This is a genomic window from Moorena sp. SIO3A2 (genome assembly GCF_010672265.1).
In the GTDB taxonomy this organism is placed as follows: Bacteria; Cyanobacteriota; Cyanobacteriia; order Cyanobacteriales; family Coleofasciculaceae; genus Moorena; species Moorena producens.
This window is the reverse complement of record NZ_JAAHHC010000087.1, coordinates 1-16449: the sequence shown is the minus strand read 5'-3', so window position 1 is coordinate 16449 and position 16449 is coordinate 1. Positions and strand designations below refer to the sequence as shown.

Annotated in this window: 14 protein-coding genes; 8 read left to right on the top strand and 6 right to left on the bottom strand. The window is 43.6% G+C overall.

Features of this window, described 5'->3' with window-relative positions:
* Positions 1 to 150: 150 nt before the first annotated feature.
* Complete coding sequence (locus F6K64_RS36695; RefSeq protein ID WP_287267909.1) at positions 151 to 417, bottom strand: hypothetical protein; 267 nt, start codon at positions 415 to 417, stop codon at positions 151 to 153.
* Positions 418 to 445: 28 nt separating this feature from the next.
* Here F6K64_RS36695 and F6K64_RS36690 point away from each other — a divergent pair, with 28 nt between their 5' ends.
* From F6K64_RS36690 to F6K64_RS36660, 7 genes are all read left to right on the top strand, one after another.
* A complete protein-coding gene (locus F6K64_RS36690; protein ID WP_287251045.1) occupies positions 446 to 1762 on the top strand; it encodes a DUF4062 domain-containing protein in 1317 nt (438 codons plus the stop codon).
* A gap of 82 nt (positions 1763 to 1844) precedes the next feature.
* A complete protein-coding gene (locus F6K64_RS36685; protein ID WP_229414706.1) occupies positions 1845 to 2141 on the top strand; it encodes a hypothetical protein in 297 nt (98 codons plus the stop codon).
* A gap of 19 nt (positions 2142 to 2160) precedes the next feature.
* Complete coding sequence (locus F6K64_RS36680; RefSeq protein ID WP_287267907.1) at positions 2161 to 2508, top strand: hypothetical protein; 348 nt, start codon at positions 2161 to 2163, stop codon at positions 2506 to 2508.
* A complete protein-coding gene (locus F6K64_RS36675) occupies positions 2499 to 3398 on the top strand; it encodes a macro domain-containing protein (RefSeq protein ID WP_008188201.1) in 900 nt (299 codons plus the stop codon). The genes F6K64_RS36680 and F6K64_RS36675 overlap by 10 nt, the downstream gene beginning before the upstream one ends.
* A gap of 118 nt (positions 3399 to 3516) precedes the next feature.
* Positions 3517 to 3717, top strand: coding sequence for a hypothetical protein (locus F6K64_RS36670; protein ID WP_287267906.1), 201 nt, complete (start codon positions 3517 to 3519; stop codon positions 3715 to 3717).
* Positions 3718 to 3863: 146 nt separating this feature from the next.
* Positions 3864 to 4691 carry a TlyA family RNA methyltransferase gene (locus F6K64_RS36665; RefSeq protein ID WP_287267904.1) on the top strand — a complete coding sequence of 276 codons (828 nt, stop codon included), beginning with the start codon at positions 3864 to 3866 and terminating at the stop codon, positions 4689 to 4691.
* A 296-nt stretch (positions 4692 to 4987) separates the two neighbouring features.
* Positions 4988 to 5707 carry a DUF1822 family protein gene (locus tag F6K64_RS36660; RefSeq protein WP_044494771.1) on the top strand — a complete coding sequence of 240 codons (720 nt, stop codon included), beginning with the start codon at positions 4988 to 4990 and terminating at the stop codon, positions 5705 to 5707.
* A gap of 307 nt (positions 5708 to 6014) precedes the next feature.
* On the opposite strand, the gene F6K64_RS36655 is transcribed toward F6K64_RS36660, so the two are convergent.
* The 4 genes from F6K64_RS36655 to F6K64_RS36640 all read right to left on the bottom strand — a co-directional run bounded on the left by F6K64_RS36655 (position 6015) and on the right by F6K64_RS36640 (position 11816).
* On the bottom strand, positions 6015 to 6218 hold the full coding sequence (locus tag F6K64_RS36655) for a hypothetical protein (protein WP_008188204.1): 204 nt from the start codon (positions 6216 to 6218) through the stop codon (positions 6015 to 6017).
* A 64-nt stretch (positions 6219 to 6282) separates the two neighbouring features.
* On the bottom strand, positions 6283 to 7521 hold the full coding sequence (locus tag F6K64_RS36650; protein ID WP_008188205.1) for an RNA-guided endonuclease InsQ/TnpB family protein: 1239 nt from the start codon (positions 7519 to 7521) through the stop codon (positions 6283 to 6285).
* A gap of 114 nt (positions 7522 to 7635) precedes the next feature.
* Complete coding sequence (locus tag F6K64_RS36645; RefSeq protein ID WP_008188206.1) at positions 7636 to 7965, bottom strand: RpnC/YadD family protein; 330 nt, start codon at positions 7963 to 7965, stop codon at positions 7636 to 7638.
* A gap of 305 nt (positions 7966 to 8270) precedes the next feature.
* On the bottom strand, positions 8271 to 11816 hold the full coding sequence (locus F6K64_RS36640; RefSeq protein ID WP_287267903.1) for a WD40 domain-containing protein: 3546 nt from the start codon (positions 11814 to 11816) through the stop codon (positions 8271 to 8273).
* A gap of 268 nt (positions 11817 to 12084) precedes the next feature.
* On the opposite strand from F6K64_RS36640, the gene F6K64_RS36635 reads away from it, so the two are divergent.
* Positions 12085 to 12321 (top strand): hypothetical protein, encoded by a 237-nt coding sequence (locus F6K64_RS36635; protein WP_287267902.1) that lies wholly within the window; start codon positions 12085 to 12087, stop codon positions 12319 to 12321.
* A 201-nt stretch (positions 12322 to 12522) separates the two neighbouring features.
* Here the strand turns inward: F6K64_RS36635 and F6K64_RS36630 are convergent, their stop codons facing one another.
* A complete protein-coding gene (locus F6K64_RS36630) occupies positions 12523 to 15984 on the bottom strand; it encodes a GAF domain-containing protein (RefSeq protein ID WP_287267900.1) in 3462 nt (1153 codons plus the stop codon).
* Positions 15985 to 16449: the final 465 nt, after the last annotated feature.

The window sequence follows — 16449 nt, the reverse complement described above, 5'->3', positions numbered from 1 at the left end:
AACGGGCAAGATGCCCATTCCACCAAGATGCCCATTCCACCAAGATGCCCATTCCACCAAGATGCCCATTCCACCAAGATGCCCATTCCACCAAGATGCCCATTCCACCAAGATGCCCATTCCACCAAGATGCCCATTCCAATGACACGGTCAAGATGCCCATTCTACAGCAAGATCTGAGTTCCAATCACACGGGCAAGATGCCCATTCTACTAAGATCCCCATTCCACTAAGATCCCCATTCCAATGACACGGGCAAGATGCCCATTCTACAGCAAGATCTGAGTTCCAATGACACGGGCAAGATGCCCATTCTACAGCAAGATCTGAGTTCCACAAAACTATTAAAATCATCCCGCATTTATGCAACGCCCTTCTTAGCCATGTAATCTTACTCACTACTGGCTCGATTACCATAGTATTTATATCCCTAAACCAATAAACAATGCCCCAAGTAGAACTACTAAAAATCTTCCTGGCTTCCCCTAGCGATGTGAGTAGGGAGCGGGACTATGTAGAAGAAGTAGTTGAGGAAATTAACCGAACTACTGCTCTGAGTAAAGGTGTTAGGTTAGAAGTAGTACGTTCGGAAAAGAATGCTTATCCGAGTTTTGGTCAGGGTGGGCAAGCTGCTCTTAACTCTCAGATTGGCAATATGGAAGAGTATGAGCTATTTGTGGGCATTATGTGGAATCGCTTGGGCACTCCCACGCCCCGTGCCGAGTCTGGAACTGTGGAAGAATACGAACGAGCAGTTGCGGCTTTTGAGAAAGATGGGAAACCCGATATCTGGTTTTATTTTCGAGAGGCAGGAGCAAACCTAAATGAGGAGAAACTGGAACAGCGAGGAAAAGTGCTGGCATTTAAGAAAAAAGTTCAAGGTAGGGCGTTGACTCATGATTACGAAAAGCCATCAGATTTTCGCGAGAGGTTTCGTCAAGGTTTATCCTTGTGGTTGGAAAATACTAAAGCAAATTCCCTTTCGACGGTAGAAAAAAAGTCCTCAACTCCTAACTCTCCCTCTACAAAAGCTACTGTACAAAGCGTAACAACTTCAGGTAATTGGATTTTGTTAAATAATAACTATTACTTAGCGAAATCATTAGAAACACAATCAGATGGGACTATTTCAGTTCAAATCACAACAAACGATCTGGAAGAACAGGCGAATTTAAAAGATCTAAAACATGACCAATTTCCCCACTACTCACAAATCAGTTATGCCTATCAGGAGGAAGCTTCAATTACTGAAGTAAAGGATGTTATATTAACATCCACTGGGGGCAAAAATCTATTTTGTATTGCTCTATCACCAATCAAACAGTCTCAGGAAAATCTTTTTCAAGACATAACAGTTGGCTCAAATAATGGTAAGTATTATAGTGCTGACGAAATCGCTGAAATGCGCGTGAAAATTTTACTGCTCAATGATGACAGTTTGCTATCCAATCAGGAAGATTATTTGAGGGTCGATTCTCTTATTAACTGTTCCGCTGGAGGAAAGCTTATAGAGCCAATTAATTTCGCCGAGCTATGGAAAAAGCGAAAAAGGCAAAAAGAGAAGTTCTTGAGAATCGCAAGACTTACGGCAGTTTATGAGCTCAAAATGAGCGGTATAGTTGAGCATATATTGGAACTCAAGCTAGGTCCTATCAAAAATCACTTAATGACTGTTGAATTTCGTGGGACGAGAAGGTCAAGATACAAGAACAAAGAAACTAAGGTTATAGAGGTCAAAGGAAACTGCTCCCTGAGAGACTAATATAAAATAAAATTGCTAGGTAATTTTACTCATCAATCGAACGATTATTTATTATATTTGTTAGATATCTAAACCAATAAAAATGCCCCAAGTAGAACTACTTTATAGGCAGGGATTAGATCGTTTTAGCCAAACATTTTCTGAATTGGGACTAGGTGGGGATGATAATCCAGGTAGGAAACAGGAAATTTGGAAGAGGCAATATGGTTGGGCAGAGCTGCAACATTGGCTTGGTGTCTGTTTACTACAAAATCCCCAAGGACATCCAACTGATAATGTGGAGCAAGCAATCAAAGCATTTGAATTGGATAAATTTCCTCAATATTGGGCGAAAAATCAAAACTTTTTGGGATGCCTATTATCATCGGCTTCAGGGTGAAGTTGCTGATAATAAGCATTTGGCTATTGATGCTTTCCAAGACGCTCTTACTGTATTCACTTCTGGAGAGTTTCCGCAAGAAAGATTAATGGTGTTAAATAACCTGGGGATAACCTATCTAAATATCCCTGGGGAAGAGCAACCAGAAAATCAGGAACAGGCGATCGTAGCATTTGAAGAAGCTCTGACTCTGATCAATCCCGAAAAGTTACCTAACGAGTGGACAATCATGGAATACCGTCTAGGTATGGTTTATCGGGAGCGAATCCGAGGGGAGCAAGTCGAGAATCTAGAGCTTGCGAATAAGGCTTTTGAAGCTGCCCTGAAAGTTTCTATATCCCAAGATTTACCTGAAGGGTGGGTATAGTAGAATTTCTACACAGACTGGATACACATCTTGAAGAATTGATGCTCTATCTCAAACTCTTGACTCAGGTTGGGCTTAAACGCATAGGAAGCTCTTTTATCAGTATATTTGGTCTTTTATGGCTGTCTATCGAGCCAGTAGCACTTTTTTTTCCAGAGAGTCTGAATTTTGGTTGGATTGGCTACTTGGGACTAGTAGTAGTCTCCCTGGCGATAGCAGTTATTCAGCGTTTTCCCCGTAGCTCGGTGTGTAAAGCGTTGTCTTCTCCCGACTCAGTTGTAGAAATTAAAATTGGCAATCTTTTTAATCAGCCTGGGCATTTAGTCATAGGAGCTAACGATGTTTTCGATACGGAACTCGGAGAAGTCATCAAACCTTCTAGTGTACAGGGACAGTTTCTTACGGGCATTTATGGCAATGACCTTACTAAATTAGACACAGAGATTGAAGCAGTATTGGAGGACTACAAAGCTCAACGTACAAAAGAACCTAACAAAAACAAGGGAAAGTCTTGGCGCTATCCCATAGGCACAACTATAGCATTGGGTTCCCCTGACAAACGCTATTTCTGGACAGCTTACGGCTATATGGGCAATGACCTGAGAGTCCAGTCAAATGCTGACTACATTTGGAATTCTTTGAGCTGTCTTTGGGAAGAAGTTCGCCGGAAGGGTCATGGTATCGACGTTGCTATACCTGTTATTGGAGCGGACTTAGCTCGTACTAACTTACCTCGAATGGCATTAGCTAAGTTAATTATTCTTTCATTCGTAGTGGCTTCTAAGAAGGAGTTTGTCACCAGGAAACTAACTTTAGTCATCCATCCTAAAGACTTAGAAAACACAGATTTCTATGAATTAGAGGATTTCTTGACATCGGCTTGTTTTTGATATTGTCCTTAAAATCGGTATTATATAGTGTTTTCAATGGGGTGAGCTACAAAGCTCCTAAGTTAATGGGAGTAGGGATTAAGACCTGAGGGGGTGATAACAAGGGTAAAAAGGTGGCTTGTCACTCCCTTTGGGATGCGATCGCATTTACTACTCGATTCCAGTTTCTCCACCAGCGAAGGTAACACAACAACCCAAACCAAAGTATCTCAGTGGTAAACTGCAAAGAGATCAAAAGTGCAGACCCGGTGGTGCGTTACGGGACGGGCTATCCCAACACTGGCTACGAGGCGAAAAATCAGGGCTCGCCCGTCCCTAACGCACCCTACGCACTACATTCTGAATTCTACTAACCATCAACCTTCAACCTTCCAACCTCCTAACCTTCAACCTTAAAACCTTCAACCTCCTAACCTCCTAACCTCCAACCTCCTAACCTCCTAACCTCCTAACCTTCCAATCCCATTGGTTAAACAACGACTCGATAAATTATTAGTAGACCTTAACCTGTGTGAATCCCGACAGCGAGCTCAGGTGCTGATTCGTGCGGGTGAAGTAATGGTAGATGGACAAATATTAGATAAGCCGGGAACTGAAATTAAGACCACCGCTCAGATTCAGGTGAAAGAGAAACCCCCTTTTGTATCCAGAGGAGGGCAAAAACTTGCCAAAGCCTTGGAGGTATTTGGAATTTCAGTAAAGGGACGCATTTGCCTAGATGGTGGTATTTCCACCGGTGGCTTCACCGACTGCTTGCTAAAAGCTGGAGCAAAACAGGTTTATGGTGTTGATGTGGGATATGGACAAGTAGCCTGGAGTCTGCGCAATGACCAGCGGGTGGTGTTGAAAGAACGTACCAACTTACGCTATCTTCAGCCTGCGGACTTGTACGGTGTTTCACCAGTCCCGAATCAGAGTCAAGTCTATGCTGATTTAGGCGTAGTCGATGTTTCGTTTATTTCCTTAACCAAAATTCTTCCTGCTCTGTGGCAACTGCTATCCCCTCCCCGTGAAGTAGTGTTGCTAGTCAAGCCTCAGTTTGAAGTTGGTCGTGACCGTGTCGGGAAAAAGGGAGTAGTCAGGGACCCCCATCACCGTGCGGATGCGATCGCAAACGTTCTAGAATCCGCCAAACAGCTGGGTTGGCAGTACAAAGGATTAATCTCCTCTCCCATTACTGGCCCCGCCGGGAATATCGAGTACTTACTTTGGCTAGCAATGGATAGTATATTATGCTATCCCGATTTAGCAGCAATTAGAGAGATTACCAGCAAAATGAAGAATTTAGAATGAAGAATGAAGAATTTAGAATGGTTAAGGGTTAAGGCATAATTTCAAATTCTACATTCTTATAGCGTTTATCATAGCTATCAGATACACAATATTTTTAACCTATTGCCTATTGCCTCTTATCTGCTCCCTGCTCCCTGCTCCCTGCTCCCTGCTCCCTAAAACCCAGACATTTGTACCTCAAAAGTCGTAGAATTTATATAATTTAAAACTGATACAAATGAGACAAAAACTGAGAAATTTTGCGATTGTCTGGCCATTATTATGAAAATTGCAGAGTGTATTGGAGTAACTTATTAATGTCACACACCACTATTCCAGCAGGACAAACCCACAAAGCAGTTCCCGTTTTTCGCAGAGGTTCCGGAAGGCAAGGGGATTCAGGATCTAATAGCTCCCATTCCCCATTCCCCATTTCCCCTTCTCCCTTCCCTAAGGATAGTTTGAGATTAGACAATTTTAGATTAGACCCCAGCCCACCACAGCGATCAAAACCCAGTCAAAAGGTGGTAAAACTAAAGCGGTGGTTAGAGGATTGTTTTGATCCGGGTTGGGAAAACGTGGAGACTATCTTAGAGCAATACCCAGAGCGAGTTTTAAGTTTTAGAAGTGACTCCTTTCACCAAGCGATGCAGCGCGGTCTTGGGGGTTTCCCCCATGAGCGACTGCATCAAGAAGCTAGTAGCAAATTCCATACTACAGCAGGAGTGAAAAGAGGTAAGCTACTCGGTACTGAGATCGGCTGGGGTGATCAGCAAGTCGCTTTATTAGTGGAGCTACATCGGACAGAATCACCCAAAATGAATCTATCCATTGAGCTGCATCCTGCTGGTGGTCGAGACCTTCTCCCCAAAGGTTTACAAATTATGGTGCTAGATGAAGAAGGAATTGTGGTGATTCAAGTCCAAGCCAGAGAGACAGAAAATCTTAAGTTGCAAGTTAGCGGCGAAGCAGGAGAACATTTTACCATTAAGTTGGTTTGGAATGATATCAGTATTACCGAAAATTTCTTAATCTGAATGCTTACAATCAGATTAAGAATGAAGAATGAAGAATGAAGAATGAAGAATGAAAAAAAATCCAATTCTAAATTCTAAATTATACATTCTTCATTCCAATAATTTATCAAATTTTCCTGTGGCACTTTCCGTTAAGCGCACCGTAAGGATTCAGCTATCAGCTAATAGGCTATTAGCTTTTGAATAAAACAGGTCAGCATTGGTTGAATCTAAGTTATGTAACAGTGTCGAAGCCCGTGCCACAAACATTAAGCCTATGCCACAAAGCTGACTGCTGACTGCTGACTGCTGAATGCTTACAGCGCACCTAAGAACTTTGCTCACCAGAAGCTAGCTGCTGATTAACCACAACCATAAACTCCTCTACAGAAGCAATGGTAATTGCCTGTCTGTGCAACATTGTCAAAATCGAGTCCTCCTTAATTTGGTTGATTGTTTCCACCAACTCACTAGGCACATCTTCAAAACGAAGCCGAAGTACTTCCAGGAGCCATTCTCGACCTTTTTCCAAAATGCCGATTTCAATCCCTTCTTGACGAGCAAGGCGTTCAAAACTAGTAACTTGACACTCCCCACTAATCGCGAGACGGGGATTCTTGGTTCAATGACTCGGCTTGCTGTGACAGGTTTTCACCAATCAAAGTAGAGGCTAAATCTCCCCAAGCGTTTGGAATATTATTCCAAGTTCCGGTGTGCCCCACCGTACTCAAGGCTCGATTCAAAATGTTGATTGCGGCGTTGTGGTCACGATCTAATTCACATCCGCACGAACAGACATGGGTTCTAGTAGAAATCGACTTCTTAACCACTTCGCCACAATTAGAACAGTTTTGCGAAGTATAGGAAGGATTGACTGCAACAGTTACTCTACCAAACTTCGTACCAAAATGTTCTATCCATTTTCTGAATTGGTACCAACCTGCATCATAGATAGATTTAGCAAGAGAGTGGTTCTTAACCAAGTTTTTAACCCTCAAATCTTCATAGGCTACCAAATCGTTAGATTGGACTACGCAACGCGCCAGTCTCTTGGCATGTTCTTCACGCTGCCTACTTATATTAAGGTGAGTCTTGCCTAGTCTATTAATGGCTTTCTTACGGTTGGCTGTTCGCGAAGCGTGGCCTACGGCCTTGCCTTTCTTTTTCCGGGAAACCCGACGTTGATGAAATTTTAGTCGTTTCTCACCTTTTCGATAAAATCTAGGGTTAGGTTGACTATCGCCATTAGAATCGGTATAGAAGTTTTTTAATCCAACATCTAAACCAATAGTTTTGCCCGTTAATTCTATCTCCTCATAAATGTCAGTATTGACACAAAATTGGACATAGTATCCGTCTGCTCGGCGGACTATCCTAACTCTTTTTATCAGTTTTATTTCCAAACACCATAAATCCCATGTTCCTTTGAGTTTAAGTTTTCCAATACCTTTCTTGTCGATAAAATTAATCCACTTTTTGTCTGGACATAGTTTCCATCCCGTAGTCTTATATTCCACCGAGTGGCAGTGCTTTTTGAATTTTGGAAAACCTTTCTTCCCTGGGACTTTCTTCTTGCAGTTGTCATAGAAACGTGCAATCGATGACCATGCTCTTTCAGCGCTAGCTTGTCGAGCCATGGAATTGAGTTCATTGGCAAATGGGAATTCTTTGGCTAGGACAGCACAAAGAGCACTTAAATCAGTTTTCTTTACACCTTTATTATCCATCCAGTGACGGATGCATTTATTGCGAATAAATTTAGCTGTTTTTATAGCTTCATCAATCGCATTATATTGTTTTTGCTTGCCGTATGCCTTGAACTCTATAACTATCATCAGTATCGACCTTTTTTACTTACTTTATTATACACCACGCCGGAGAAAAATTACGGAATATTGAAAAGATTTTTTTCACGGCTAAAAGCGCGCTACCAACCTTCATCCCCGCTTTTAAAAGACCATGAGCGACTCCATCAAGACATTGTACACATAAATCCTCTCAGCAAACACGGATTCGTATTGACTTTGGACTTCCACATGAATTAGTACCCAAGTTTCCTGGCCATCGCTGCGCCAAACCTTAACTAATTTGTCTGCTTCCCTAGTGCTAATTTCCCCATCCCGGGCTATCTGTTGGAATTCCTTGTCGAGAAACTCATAGCCTTTATCCCAGTCAATGTTTTCCTCAATTTCGGGAAATAAAAATGCCATAAAAGGTTGGAAATATAAGGAAATTGCCTCTTTCCATGGATTATCGTAGTCTGCACGTTGATTGGTCATAACTCATGGAATAAATGTTACCCAATTCAGAATTTATAATAACTATTATACTACTAAAATTATCCCTTATTAATACAGTTTAAATATCAGCTAATGCGCTACGGTAACAGCTAAGCTAAATGGGTTCGCGTAGGGGCTATTTCAGAGCATAGCATTCCCTATTATTTTGATACTGCAATGGCGACAACTGCAAAAATAATGAAGAATGAAGAATGAAGAATGAAGAATGAAAAAAATCCAATTCTAAATTCTAAATTCTAAATTCCCAATTCTAAATTCTAACTTCTAACTTCTAACTTCTAACTTCATCCTATCGCTCCCAAAGTTTTCAAAGTTGCTTTCTGTGCCTCAGTTAACCCTCTAACTCCAGTAATATTCATGGCTTCATAGAGTCTAGGAGTTCTCAGGATTTTCAAACACTCCCCTGTTTCTACATCCTTTAGCCTTACCGTTTGGTCTTGAGACCCACTCGCCATAATTTGACCATCCACACTGAAGGCGACTGAAGAGACCAGATGGCTATGTCCGGTGCAAATGTCAAGGCACTCCCCTGTGGAAACATCCCAAAGTCTGACCGTTTTGTCAGCACTGCCACTGCTTAGGGTTTTCCCATCGGGACTGAAAGCAACTGACAATACCCAATTGGTATGTCCCGTCAAGGTTTTGCAGCACTTACTCTCACGGATATCCCACAGCTTCACCGTGTGGTCTGTACTGCCACTAGCCAAAAGCTCACCATTGGGACTAAAGGCGACGGAGTGGACTCGATTACTATGTCCGCGCAAAATTCCTACACAGCTTCCGGTCTCACAATCCCATAACCTTACCGTGTGGTCAGCACTGCCACTGGCTAAGGTTTTCCCGTCATTACTGAATGCCACTGAACGCAGTCTATCGGTATGTTCTTGAAACGTTCTGATGCAGTGACCTGTGCTGACATCCCACAGCTTGACCGTGTGGTCGGCACTGCCACTGGCTAAGGTTTTCCCGTCACTACTGAATGCTACTGAAAATACCCAATCAGTATGGCCATGTAGTGTTCTAATGCAGCAACCTGTGCTAACATCCCACAGCCTAATCGTATTGTCTGTACTGCCACTGGCTAAGGTTTTCCTATCACTACTGAATGCCACTGAATAGACAAAGTCAGTATGTCCGGGCAAGGTTCTGATGCAGCTACCAGTACCATAATCCCATACTCTTACCGTGTAGTCGTTACTGCCACTAGCCAGGGTGTGACCGTCACTACTAAACGCGATGGGCATTGCCCAATCCGTATTTCCATACCAAGTTTTCAAGCATTGACCGGTTTGACAATCCCACAGCTTCACCTTTTGGTCTAAACTCACACAAACCAGGGTGTTTCCATAAGGACTAAAGGCCACTGAAAATACCTGATTGCTGTGTCCATGCAAGGTTTTCAAACATTCATTGGTGCTAGTATCCCACAGCCTGACTATGTGGTCGCCACCGCCACTAGCCAGGGTTTTGCCATCTGGACTAAAGGCCACGGAGTAGACACCACTACTATGTCCAGTGTAAGTTCTTAAGCAGCGACCTGTGCTTACCTCCCAAAACTTCACCGTGTGGTCGCCACTGCCACTGGCTAGGGTTTTCCCGTCACTGGTGAATGCCACTGACCCAACGCAATCCCTATGTCCAGTGCCAGTGTTCAGGCATTCACCAGTGCCACTATCCCAGAATTTCACCGTGTGGTCGTCACTGCTACTGGCTATAGTCTTACCATCTGGACTAAAGGCAACGGATCTAACCCAACTGCTATGTCCGGTGCAAGTGTTGAGACATTCTCCAGTTGTGATATCCCAGAGTTTCAAGGTGTGGTCGCCACTGCTACTGACTAGGGTCTGACCATCTGGACTAAAAGCCACTGAACATACCTCATTAGTATGTCCGGTACAAGTCTTTAAGCACTTACCATCACTGACATCCCAAAACTTAACGGTGTGATCGGCACTGCAACTAGCTAAGATTTTACCATCATGGCTGAAAGCAAGGTCTCGTACCAAATTGGTATGACCCTCACATAGCAAAACTAGTTTACCGCTTGGTACTTCCCACAGGCGAACTTTCCAATCTGTATCACAGGTTGCTAATAGTTTACCATCTGGGCTGAATGCTGCTGATAAAATATTTCCTAAGGTTTCCGTAAATACTGAGCTGGTCAAGTCAGCATCAGCGAAATTGACATTGTGTAATTTAATCCCCTCTAGGTTAGCTTGCCAAACTGTTAGATTAGAAAAGTCATAGCTGTTTAAATCCACCTGTAATTGGCGCATTATATTAATTATATTGCCGCAGATATATGCCGGATCTTGAGTTATTTTTTTTACCGTGGAAGTTGGGGAGCGCAGCATTGATATAATTTCTAGCAAGTGATTGCTGAGATTTTTTGTGCAACCAAAACTAGCGAGTAATCTTTCAATAATCGGTTCGATAATCAGAGAGACTTGACTATCCCGAATATACTCAGCAGCAGTGGCTTTGACTAATGCGTGAGTGCGGAACAGAGCCAAATTTTGACTAGTAATTTCCTCAGGAATCTGCTCAATTAATCGATTAACCATGTATTCCATCACTACAGGTTGTTGGGTAAACCCAGCCGAGGTTTTCTCAATCAATGAGCGCCGTTGTAGAGACCCTAGAGACTGTAAAATGTCAGGAGAGCATCGGTGGCAGACAACGTCCTGTTCCAACTCCTTAAAAAAAACCGGTTCGCGATTAATAGCTAGCCAGTACATCAGCTCTTGTTGTGTAGCACTCAGGCGCTGAAACTGCCGATCTAGCAAATCCCGAATATCATCAAAAATGAATGAGCCTTGCTTTAAAAAATTCAGGAACTGAGCAATATTGCCATAAAAAAAGTCTCTGACCACACAAGCCACCATTTTTAAGGCTAAAGGATTTCCAGCATAGTGCTCAATAACCGTTAGCCACTGGGTGTCATCCCCAGCAAAATTTCCTTTTTCCTTCAGGATTTCCTGCCCATCAGTGTCTGATAACCCTTTGAGTGGGAAGCAGCGAATGGGTAAGCTTTCCCCCTCCAGGATAATCAAGTCCTGGGGTGGCTCCCGAGAGGTCAGTAATAGACAGCTGTGGTGGGCGGTTTCACCAATACTTCTGAGCAGTTCACCGTATTCAGCATATCCTTCTCTATAACTACCGGTGCGATCGCCACTTTGCAGAATCGACTCAACATTATCTAGAACTAGCAAGCAACGCCGCCCTTGTAAATACCGAATCAATCGCAGAATTTTGCCATCCACAGAGGAGGGTAAATTGGTTTCCTGCTGTCCAGACAAAAATTGAATCAGGTCTGCCAGGAGTTCTTCTAGGGGAGGCGCATTGCGTAGAGTCCGCCAAATCACAAACTCAAATTTATCTTCCAGAAGATGGGCTAAAGTCACAGCCACAGAGGTTTTACCAATTCCCCCCATCCCTAGAAGTGTCACCAGGCGGCACTTGTCCTGAAGAATCCATTGCTGTAGGGTGTTGAGTTCCTCAGTACGACCGTAGAAACCTCTTAGCTTTGGTGCTTGTCCCCAATCAACACGTTTAATTTGAGCCACAGTGGGACTCTTGCCGTTATTGATTTGATCTGCCTTAATCTGATCTGGCTCAACAACCTTTTCCCAATCAACCCCTACAGCACTACAAATAGCGATGAAGGTGTCACAGCGAATCGGTTGTCTGGCCCAAAATCGGTTTAAAGTTGCCCTAGAGGTTAAGGCACTGCTACACCAAGCTTCTGCGGTTTTGTTCCATTTTTTCAGGCGTCTAGCCCGGTCAAGCAATTTGAGTCCTAATTCAGAAGCTCGCACTGAATTCTTCATACCGAAATCTGGTTCTGCTCACTATCCACGCCAATTGTTATGCCAAACTCTGAGATAACCATGAAGTCAATCTGAGACAATTGAGATAATCACCTCAGACAAGGGCACAGGTAACTTCGGATCCTAGAACAGCAAGGGTTTGAGGAACTTTAAGTTTTTTGAACACAGTTAATATAATTTAATGTAAGCATTCAGCTATCAGCTATCAGCTATCAGCTATCAGCTATCAGCTATCAGCTATCAGCTATCAGCTATCAGCTATCAGCTTATGGGCACGCTACTTGAGGTGCTATCAGCTATCAGCTATCAGCTATCAGCTATCAGCTATCAGCTATCAGCTATCAGCTATCAGCTATCAGCTATCAGCTATCAGCTTATGGGCACGCTACTTGAGGTGCTATCAGCTATCAGCTATCAGCTATCAGCTATCAGCTATCAGCTATCAGCTATCAGCTATCAGCTATCAGCTATCAGCTATCAGCTATCAGCTTATGGGCACGGTTGAGGAGGAAACCGTTAAGAATAAAATACGTAAGTATTAGTTTAATTTGAGTTAAGTCACAGCGTCAAAGCCTGTGCCACAAAGCTGTTTGCGTAGCGTGGCCTACGGCCAACGGCTGACAGCTGAAGGCTGACAGCACCTCAAGTAGCGTGGCCTACGGCCAACGGCTGACAGCTGACAGCTGACGGCTGATAGCTGGTGTTATCAAAAATCTTTAAAACCACTAACCGACTCCTGCAATTCCTGAGCTACGGCTACGGTTGAGGTTAAGGAACTTGAAATTTGCCTAGAGGAATCAACGGTGCGTTCCGAGAATTGAGCCATCTCTTTGATCAACATAGCCACGTTCTGAGTGGTTTCGGTTTGGGAAACACTCCCCTGGGAAATGGCTGCTACTAGCTGCTCGATCTGGCACGAAGCTTCCATCAGCTGTTTCAGATTCTGCTTAGCTTCCTCAACTCGACTTGTGCCCTTCTCCACCACAGCAGTGCTCTGTTCCATTACCTTCACTAATTGAGACATTTCTAGGTCGATATCATCTACTATTTTGTGAATTTCCTGGGTAGCTTTGATCAATTGGTTGCTAAGCTGATTTACTTCTTTGGCAATCACGACAAAACCCTGAATCCCATTACCAGACCGCCCAGCCTCAATCTCAGCGTTAATAGCCAAAACATTGGTTTGAACCAAGAGCATGTTGCTCTTGGCAACCACCTTAGCAATCTTTTCGGAAGATTTACCTAGCTGCTTCACTTTTGAGGTCGTTTCCCCAATCGTGTCTCGCAATTCCAGCATACTCTCCTGAGTTAGGTTAATAGCAGTGCTGCTAGCTTCAACAGTGGTTGTAACTCCATCAACTACTCTCGCCGCCTGATCAGCATTCTCAGCCACTGCTTGAATCGAATCGGTGATTTGCTCTACTGAATCCAGGGTGTGAGTGGTTTCTGAAGCCTGCTTAAGAGCATCTTCTGCTAGTTGACCGACTACCACCTCGTTGTTTCCTAGTAAGGTATTGACTTCAACCGCTGAGTTGTTGACCTGGGTTACGAGAGTTTGCAAATTCTCAATAATTGTGTTAAAACAATCAGCAACTTTACCAATCTCATCCAAAGTCCCGTCAGAGCGCACTGTCAGATCTCCTTGTGCTGCCCCTTGCAAATTTTCAAGCAGTACCAGCAGTTGCTTCTGGAGTGCTTCTTTTTCCTGTCTTTGCTCTTGAGAAATTCTTTCCCTCTTTTCGAGGAGATTAGCCTGCTCTAGAGCAAAGCCCAATTGAATCGCCACCTGAGTGAAAACCTTGATATCCGTTTCCTGCCAAGCTCTTGGCTGTGAACATTGATGGGCAGCCAGAAAGCCAATCAAGTTCTCTGCCACCAAAATCGGTGCCACTAAACTGGCCTTAGCTCCAAGCAGTAGAGAAGTTTGGCCAAGCCTCTCTACTTGGGACTGCTGGTACTGGGTCAACTCACCCTCAAGATTATCAATGGCTAGAACCTGACGTGACTGGTAGTGATCAACATCCTCTAGGGCAAAATCCAACTCTTCTTTCTGTGTTTGTGGGGTAACAGACCCATCCAGAGTTACTGAAAGGCCAACCATTGACCCTTTATGATTCTGTTCGAGGAGGTAAATGATTGTGCGATCGCACGAGAGCGCTCTTTTAATTCCCACCACCGTAGCCGCGAAAATCTTTTCCCGTTCTAAGGATTTAAGCATGCTAGCAGTAATCTCATTTAACCTTTGGGAAATGTCCACCGTGGCTTGCTGCTGTTCCAGGAGCAGGGCTTGGGTAAGGGCATCACCAATTTGTCTAGTTAACTGCTGCATTAACTCACGTTCTGACTCCTGCCAAGGGTGGGGTTTTGAGCAATCATTCGCATACAACAAGCCGAAAAGTTCACCCCCAACTATAATTGGCGCAACCAGGCTGGCTACGACACCAAGGCGTTGAAGGAACTGCCCAGGAGCACCAGTTAGAGTAGCTTGTTGAAGGTTCTCGACACTAACAAGCTTCTCCAACTTAAACTTTGTAATTTCCCCGGTCGTGATTGGTTCGTAAATAGTTTGCCCTAGGGCTTTAACAAAACCAGAATTTACGATCTCCGCTGCAATTATCCCGCTTTTGAAGTCAGGATTAAAGCGATAGATAAATACACGGTCTGTGTTGAGGGCAAGGTGTACCCCATAAACGGAAGTTTGTAGGATATTGTCGAAGTTTAAGGATTGCTGAAGCTGGTTGCTGACTAGCACTAGTGTCCGCGCCTGTTCAGTTTCTTGTTCTTGGTCCTGTAATCGACCTTTGACCCGTGTCACCAGGTTATTAAAGACTTGAGCCAGTAGCTGCGTCTCGGTAGCACCAACAAGCTCCGCCTGAACGTTCAGGTTGCCTGCAATCACCGCTTTGGCAGTATTAGCCAACTGACCCAAGGGTTTTGCTAACTGATCGGATAAAGCTCTGACTACCAAGGTAATAATAATGCCCAGTACCACGAACAAACTAGCAAAGCCTATTGCCGCTTTTCTACCCGCTGCTCTGAGTTCACTAAGTTTGATCGAGACGGCCACAGTCCAATTGCTATCAGGAACTGCAACCAATATATAGTGCCTGCTATTATGATCAAAGGTGGCCAGCTTTAAGTTTGGGAAAAGTTCTGAATTAGCTGATTTTATCGTCAGTCCCTTCTGCTGCACTGTTTGCCCAGTTTCAAAAGCTTTGAGCAAAATTTTTAGGTTCTGTACAAGTGCTTGATCCTTTGCCCCGAGCAGTTTCTGTGGCTGGTCTTTACTCTTCCCTTGGTAGATGGTATCAACAACAGCCACAGTGTCGTCTTTTTTCAGGGCTAGTAGCTGCATAGATTGAGAATCCCCAATTTCCAAATCCTTCAGCAGGTTTTTCAATATGCTGCTGAAAACCGAGGCAGGCAAAACTCCTCTAACAACCCCTAGGAATTCATCAGTTGCTGGGTCTGTGATCGCTTTGCTGAACTCAATCACGAACCTATCGTCAGTGTCATCAAATTTCGTTTTAATCACCTGCTGACTGGGATCATCTTTTGCCTCTTGCCACCAGGCTTCATCCCGTTGGACAAAGTCAGTAGTAAGACTGTTGTAAGCTACATTAAACCCGTGCTTTTCGGTGAAAGATATCTCGGCAAACTCATAAAGTTCTGTAGTTTTACGTAAGTAATACTTGAGAGTTTCATTTGGCTGGATTAACCTGGTAGCGGAGAAAGACTCTTCAACCTCGTAGTAGGGTAATTTGGAAAGGTTTTGATCTTGAGAAACTTTTGTTGCAGTGCTAGCCGCCTCAACTACTAGAGGGCTAGCCGCCAATGTAGAAGGTATTCTTTTTGCTTCCTCCAAAAATATATAGAAAACTCTGCCCGCAACTAGGGTTTCACCCTCTAATAGTTGCTCAGCTTGCTGTTGGGAGCTGCGGGAAATAGCACTGTAGCTGAATAGTCCAGCCAGACCTAGAGGGGTTAAAACCGCTGGGAGAATGGTCTTCAATAATTGAGTGCGCAGATCATTACTTTTCCTTTGTGGTTGGGAATTGTTGGAATCGGTGGGTTGACTTGATTGTTGATGGTAGTGCTGTTGTCCATCTTGGGTTATCCCTTGAGGTATGACTGGTAATTCCCAGGCTAAGTCTTTTGAACAATGCATATGACCGTGACTATTTTTCCTAGAAGGATAGCTATAGCGTTTATAAACGATTTGTGAAAATCCAGAAACCCCTAATTATTGGTAGTGCTGGAATTTTGACCCCGTGATCGTTCACAACCTATTTATAATTTATAGATTTACTTCAGTTTTTAATCTAACCATATTTATCGAGGAATTTCTCTCAGTCAATTAACTGAATTTTGTGTCTTAAGAGTTACGCTAATTTACTGATTAGCGCAATTATCAGGACGAGTGAGGTACAAATTCCTAGGTTTTAGGGAGCAGGAAATTCGGAGCAGGGAGCAGCGGATATGGGAAGTGGGAAAAGGGAAGTGGGAAACAATCCTGTGTACCTCATAGCTATAAGAAACGCTATATACGCTACTGGGAGTAGTTATGTATAGCGGTTTTTAATCTAGTAAGGTACAAGTTTTTGAGGTGCGCTTGACCTTGGCGAATTTAATA